Source organism: Shewanella sp. UCD-KL12 (genome assembly GCF_001957125.1).
In the GTDB taxonomy this organism is placed as follows: Bacteria; Pseudomonadota; Gammaproteobacteria; order Enterobacterales; family Shewanellaceae; genus Shewanella.
Genome location: NZ_MPHJ01000059.1, coordinates 1 through 625, shown reverse-complemented (window position 1 = coordinate 625; position 625 = coordinate 1). Strand labels below are relative to the sequence as shown.

Sequence of the window (625 nt, the reverse complement as noted above, 5' to 3'; positions counted from 1 at the left end):
GCCATTGGTGACGGTGAGGGTCTGACTCCAGCCATCTTGGCCGAACACTAATTCGGTGCCGTTGATGTGGGTGACGTTTAATATCGCGCCGTCGCCGCCATCCGTATCGACCTTGCCATCGCCGTCATCATGGGTGATGACATTGCCGCTGACCATTGCGCCTTCATCAACACTGAAGCTATCATCTTCCGCGATCGGCTCATCATTGACGGCGCCGACACTGATGGTGACGGTAGCGTCATCGCTGTCAGTGCCATCGCTTAAGGTGTAAGTGAAGCTTGGGTTTGTCTGGGTTGGATCACTGCCATCATGGRTGTACTCAAAGCTACCATCGGCTTTGATGCGCACGGTGCCATTGGTGACGGTGAGGGTCTGACTCCAGCCATCTTGGCCGAACACTAATTCGGTGCCGTCGATGTGGGTGACGTTYAATATCGCGCCGTCGCCGCCATCCGTATCGACCTTGCCATCGCCGTCATCATGGGTGATGACATTGCCGCTGACCATCGCGCCTTCATCAACACTGAAGCTATCATCTTCCGCGATCGGCTCATCATTGACGGCGCCGACACTGATGGTGACGGTAGCGTCATCGCTGTCAGTGCCATCGCTTAAGGTGTAAGTG

General features: G+C 55.7%; 1 protein-coding gene. It reads right to left on the bottom strand.

Annotated features, from left to right (window positions below; genetic code table 11):
• The coding region (locus BM736_RS25290; RefSeq protein ID WP_256718007.1) for an Ig-like domain-containing protein at nt 1–625 on the bottom strand (625 nt) is incomplete at both ends.